6 protein-coding genes and 1 pseudogene are annotated in these 5122 nt (G+C 67.6%); 6 read left to right on the top strand and 1 reads right to left on the bottom strand.

Annotation, left to right across the window (positions count from 1 at the left end):
• Together Y705_RS19620 and Y705_RS0112245 are read left to right on the top strand one after the other, a co-directional pair.
• The coding region (locus Y705_RS19620; RefSeq protein ID WP_253908602.1) for a thiamine pyrophosphate-dependent enzyme at positions 1-305 on the top strand (305 nt) is incomplete at its 5' end.
• Between the two features lie 75 nt (positions 306-380).
• The gene (locus tag Y705_RS0112245) at positions 381-584 is read left to right on the top strand and encodes a hypervirulence associated TUDOR domain-containing protein (protein ID WP_026533069.1); all 204 of its coding nucleotides are present in this window, start codon (positions 381-383) and stop codon (positions 582-584) included.
• A 61-nt stretch (positions 585-645) separates the two neighbouring features.
• On the opposite strand, the gene Y705_RS0112240 is transcribed toward Y705_RS0112245, so the two are convergent.
• Positions 646-1281, bottom strand: a complete 636-nt coding sequence (locus Y705_RS0112240) for a histidine phosphatase family protein (protein WP_049822697.1) — start codon at positions 1279-1281, stop codon at positions 646-648.
• Positions 1282-1465: 184 nt separating this feature from the next.
• On the opposite strand from Y705_RS0112240, the gene Y705_RS0112235 reads away from it, so the two are divergent.
• The 4 genes and pseudogenes from Y705_RS0112235 to Y705_RS22390 form a co-directional block, all read left to right on the top strand.
• Positions 1466-2458 (top strand): glucosyl-3-phosphoglycerate synthase, encoded by a 993-nt coding sequence (locus Y705_RS0112235; protein ID WP_026533067.1) that lies wholly within the window; start codon positions 1466-1468, stop codon positions 2456-2458.
• Positions 2458-3597, top strand: coding sequence for a glycosyltransferase (locus tag Y705_RS0112230; RefSeq protein WP_081738020.1), 1140 nt, complete (start codon positions 2458-2460; stop codon positions 3595-3597). The genes Y705_RS0112235 and Y705_RS0112230 overlap by 1 nt, the downstream gene beginning before the upstream one ends.
• Positions 3594-4565 (top strand): Gfo/Idh/MocA family protein, encoded by a 972-nt coding sequence (locus tag Y705_RS19615; RefSeq protein WP_049822696.1) that lies wholly within the window; start codon positions 3594-3596, stop codon positions 4563-4565. The genes Y705_RS0112230 and Y705_RS19615 overlap by 4 nt, the downstream gene beginning before the upstream one ends.
• A pseudogene (locus Y705_RS22390) lies at positions 4562-5122 on the top strand (zinc-binding alcohol dehydrogenase); the annotation flags it as partial. The gene Y705_RS19615 and the pseudogene Y705_RS22390, both read left to right, overlap by 4 nt.

Genomic DNA, 5122 nt, shown 5'->3' with positions numbered 1-5122 from the left:
ACTCGATCGCCGAGCTCGCCACGGCACGGCAGCACGACCTTGCAGTCACCTGGCTGATCGTCGACGACGGCGGGTACGGCATCCTGCGCGAATACATGGAGGGAGCCTTCGGCAAGGCGACCGCCACTGAACTCGCCCGGCCGGACTTCGTGAAACTCGCCGAGTCCTTCGGGGTGCCGGCACGCCGGGTGGAACCCTCCGGCGTGCGGCAGGCCCTCGAGGAAAGCTTTGCCTCGGAGGGACCCAATGTGGTGGTGGTCGAGACGCTCCTGAGGCTCTTCGCGCCCACGCACCTGGACCTCTAGCCTTCCGCCCGGTCGCCGCCGGGGGTAGGGTCGAAAAACGCGACTACCCTCGGCCGCGCATCGGAAGGACTGGCAATGTCATTCTCCAAGGGAGACGCGGTGACCTGGAATACGTCCCAGGGAACCACCGACGGCAAGATCGTCGAGAAACGCGTCAAGGAGTTCGAGTTCTCCGACCACAAGTTCAACGCGTCGGAGGACGAGCCGTACTACATCGTCGAGAGTGCGAAGACCGGGGCGAAAGCCGCCCACAAGGAAAGTGCCCTCAGCCGGAAATAGGGCGCGGCACTGCGCCGTGCACAACCGGTGGATCCGGAATGTCGGTGGCACTCCGGGGAAGTCAGTGCCCCGGCATCTCGTCGGCGAGCACCGATGAGGCATCGGGCAGGGTCTTCGCGTTGAAATCGATGATCTGCCAGCCCCGCTCCGGATGTTTTTCGAGGACGGTCCAGGCACAATTGGCCATGCCCGCGAACATCTCGCGCATGTGCGGCGGCGCGTCGAAGAACGCCAACAGGCCGCTGCGCAGTGCTGCGCCGTGTCCCACGAGGACACCGGTCCCGGCATCCCCCACGGCGGCGGCCGCGTCCTGCAGGACTGCCTTCATCCGGTCATCGACCTCGGACGGCAGCTCCGCTCCCGGAACCCGGTAATTGTCCTCCACGAAGAACTTGCGGTGAACATCCGGGTGCTGTTCCCGGAACTCGGCGAAGGTTGTTCCCTGGCGGATTCCCACGTCGTATTCCCGCAGCCGCTCGTCGAGGAACACTTCCGCTCCATTGAGCGCGGCAAGTTCTTCTGCGGTGTGCCGCGCCCGCACCAGATCGCTGGACCAGATGAAGTCCGGGTGGAACGTCGCCAGCATTCTGGCAGCCTTCCTGGCCTGTCGCCGTCCCGTGGCATCGAGGGGAATATCCGCCTGGCCCTGCGCTTTCTCGAGAACGTTCCACTCGGTCTGCCCGTGACGCCACAGCACCAGGCGAGGCCTTCCCGGCGGCAGGAGGGTATCCCTTCGATGCACAAGTTCCTCTGTTCCGCAGCGGCGCCCGGGTTGGGCGCGGGTGTTCACAAGAGCCGTTCCTGACCGTAGTCTTCGTCTTGATCCTATCGACACCCGGTCAAGCACGTCGCCGGGCTCTGCCGTGGAAGGGAGATCCACTATGCAAGCGGACGTTCAGGAGTGGTTTTCAACCAAGACCTATGACGGGTTCCAATGGTCGGCCGCCCAGCTGGTGCACCGGAAGGGCAGTGAGCGGATCAGCGTCGTACTGCCTGCCCGGAACGAATCCGCCACCATCGGGCCGATCGTCTCGGCGCTGCGAAGTGAGCTCATGGAGGCGGTCCCGCTGCTGGATGAGATCGTCGTCATCGACTCGAGCTCCTCCGACGATACCTCCGCCATCGCTGCCGCATCAGGGGCAACAGTGGCCCACCAGGAGGATATTCTGCTCGGGCTGGGCAACATCCCGGGAAAGGGCGAGGCCCTGTGGAAGTCCCTCGTCGTCGCCACCGGGGACATCGTGGTCTTCATCGACGCCGACCTCGAGGAATTCGACCCGCAGTTCGCCGTCGGACTCCTCGGTCCGCTGCTCGCCGACCCGGAGATCCATTTCGTGAAGAGCTGCTACGACCGGCCCCTGAATGATGGCTGCCAGGTGATGCCTGCGGGCGGAGGACGGGTCACGGAGCTGGTTGCCCGGCCGCTGCTCAACATGTTCTGGCCACAGCTGGCCGGGATCGTGCAACCCCTGGCCGGAGAGTACGCCGCCCGGCGTCGGCTCCTCGAACAGATTCCCTTCGTGTCCTGCTATGGCGTCGAAATCGGAATGCTCATCGATGTGCTTGCGGCAGTGGGACTGGACGGCATGGCCCAGGTGGACCTGGGTGAGCGCCGCCATCGGAATTCCTCCGACGCGGCACTGGCCCGGATGGCCACCCAGGTCCAGCTGACCGTGCAGTCGCGGCTGGTCCGGCCCGGACTCGTTCCGCCGGAACCTGCGAAGGCTGATCTGACCCAGTTCCTTCGGGGCGGTGGGGAATTCATTCCGGAGACCACAACGATCGAGATCGCTGAACGGCCGCCGATGGCGTCGGTGCCGGAATACCGTGCGTCGCGCGCCAGGTTGCTCGCAGTCAGCGAGTTGACCGCCTGATGCCCCCGCTGCGTGTCCTGGTCAACGCCGGCCCTTGGCTCCCCGTACCTCCGGACGGATACGGGGGCATCGAAACCGTGGTCGCCACCCTCGTTCCCGAACTGAGGAATGCCGGCGTCCACGTCACGCTCGCCACGGTGGGGCCCTCGTCCATCGAAGCGGACGCCTACCTGCGGCCGCTCGCCGAACCCCGGTTCCGTTCCATCGCGATGCCGTACAACCAGGTGTCCGGTATGGCCCACGCCCACATGCACGGCATCGTCGATGCCATCCGCGACGGCGCCGCCTGGGACCTGATCCACGATCACCTGGAAGTGGTGGGACCTGCAGTGCTGGGCGCCATGGGCCCGGCAGCACCCCCGGTCCTGCAGACCCTGCACTGGGACCTGCGGAAACATGCGGACTTCTACTCGACGTTCAACGGACGTGGCCGGGTGTGCTTCGCCGCCGTTTCGCGGTCGCAGCTCGAGCGCGCGCCGGAGCCGCTGCAGCGCCAGGTGATGGGCGTCGTTCCGCTGGCTGCCCCTTCTGCCCTCGAAATCCAGGTGGACAAGGCGGACCACGTCCTGGTGCTCGCACGAATCACCCGGGACAAGGGCCAGGACATTGCGGCGAGGGCCTGCCGGCGCGCGGGTGTTCCGCTGGTGCTGGCCGGACCGGTTGCGGGCTTCGGCGACCCGGCGGAACTGGACAGGCAGCTGGCGGCGGGAAGCCCAGGGCTGGCCGGCCACCCGGATGTACGGTTCTTCCAGGAGGAGGTCCGGCCGCTGCTGGACGGGGGCGACATCCGCTGGATCGGCGGCGTCAGCGGCGAGGCGAAGGAACGGGTGTTGCGCTCCGCACGTGCCCTGCTGACGCCGAACCGGTGGGCCGAACCGGGGGCGACAGGCGTGGTGGAAGCACTCTCCCGGGGCGTCCCCGTGATCGGAACGCCGCTCGGCGTGCTGCCCTCGCTCGTGGACCATGGCCGAACCGGGTACCTGGCCGCGGACGAGGATGACCTGGTGAGGTACTTGCGGGATCTCGAGGCCATCGATCCCCAGGCCTGCCGGGATGCAGCAGCGGGCTGGACTCCGAAAGCTATGGCACGGCGCTATCTGGACCTGTACGAGAAGCTCATCCAAAAGGCGGCAGTATGACGATTCGAATAGCTCTGGTCGGTGCCGGTTCCGTGGGGCGGCGCCACGTCGATGTCCTGACGGGGCTCGGGGCCACCATCGCCAGCGTCACCGATTCGCATCCCGGAACGGCCGAGGAGCTTGCCCGGGAGCTCTCCGTACCGGCCTTCACTGCCCCCGACGAGGCGCTGGACGCCGTCGCCGTGGATGCCGTCTACGTGTGTGTCCCGCCGTTTGCGCATGGGTCCGGTGAGCGCGCCGCCCTGGCTCGGGGCCTCCCGCTCTTCGTGGAGAAGCCCGTGGGCCTCGGGTTGGAGGTGGCCGAGGAGATCGGGGAACTCGTCGAGGCCGTGGGAGTGGTGACGGGCACCGGCTATCACTGGCGCTGCATGAATACCGTCGAGCACGCCCGGCTCCTCCTGGCGGACGCGCCCCCGCTCCTGGCCAGCGGCTACTGGCTCGACAAGCGTCCGCCCGTTCCGTGGTGGGGCAGGATGGACCGCTCCGGTGGGCAGGTGGTGGAGCAGCTCACCCACGTGCTGGATACCGCGCGGTTCCTCCTCGGCGAAGCGGTGGAGGTGTACGCCGCAGGTGTCAGGGGTTCGCTGGGGATGGACGGGCCGGAGTCCGACGACGTCGACGATGCCACCGCCGCAACGGTGCGTTTCGCCTCGGGCGCCGTGGCGACGCTCGCTGCCACCTCCGTACTGGCGGCGAAACAGCGAGCTGCACTGCACGTCGTGAGCCGCGGCCTGTACCTTGAACTCTCCGAGGCGGGGCTGAGCAGCTTCGACGGATCCGTCCGGACGGAGCTGGAATGCGGCTTCGACCCCCGGGTCGCCGTGGACCGCGAGTTCATCGAGGCCGTCCGCGGTGAACGCGAGGGTACACGAACGCCCTACGCTGAGGCGCTCCGCACCCATCGCCTGGCCTGCGCTGTCGCTGAATCGGCGCGCAGCGGCCGGCCGGTGGCGCTGAGTGCAGCATGAACCGCCGCAATATCGTGGTCCCGTCAGCCGGCCGGGTCGACATCGTGGACGAAGAGCTGTCCGAGGTGCCCGAGGGCGGGCTGCTGCTGAAGACCCTGGCCACGGGCCTGTCCGCCGGCACCGAGCTGGCCTTCGTCAAGGGCGACCATCCCGGGCTGAGGTCCCGTTTCGATACCGAGCTCGGCCTTTTCCTCCCGGATGTGCCCGACACGGTGTACCCGGTGCGCCGCCTCGGGTACATGGAAGTGGCCGAGGTCGTCACGTCCCGCAGCAGCGTGTTCTCTCCAGGGGATGTGCTCGCAACAGCGTACGGTCATGCCACGGCCCATGTGGCGGACCCGCTGACCGAGCATCTGGTACTCCTTCCCGAGGATTTCGACCCGGTGCTCGGCGTGTTCGTTGCGCACCTCGGGCCGATCTGCGCGAACGGGCTGCTGCATGCGGCGGCGGAAGCCACGGGCGGAATGGTCCGGTCCCTGGGCGACGGCGTGGACGGGCGCCTCGTCCTGGTCACCGGGGCGGGGCCGATAGGCCTCCTGACAGCCCTGTTCGCCCGA

The sequence above is a fragment of the Arthrobacter sp. H41 genome, assembly GCF_000520535.1.
Lineage (GTDB): Bacteria > Actinomycetota > Actinomycetes > Actinomycetales > Micrococcaceae > Arthrobacter_D.
This window is presented reverse-complemented; position numbering and strand designations above follow the sequence as displayed.

Coding starts and splice junctions, on each gene's coding strand:
- Y705_RS0112230 (WP_081738020.1), top strand. CDS start 2,458: ATGCCCCCGCTGCGTGTCCTGGTCAACGCCGGCCCTTGGCTCCCCGTA.
- Y705_RS0112235 (WP_026533067.1), top strand. CDS start 1,466: ATGCAAGCGGACGTTCAGGAGTGGTTTTCAACCAAGACCTATGACGGG.
- Y705_RS19615 (WP_049822696.1), top strand. CDS start 3,594: ATGACGATTCGAATAGCTCTGGTCGGTGCCGGTTCCGTGGGGCGGCGC.
- Y705_RS0112245 (WP_026533069.1), top strand. CDS start 381: ATGTCATTCTCCAAGGGAGACGCGGTGACCTGGAATACGTCCCAGGGA.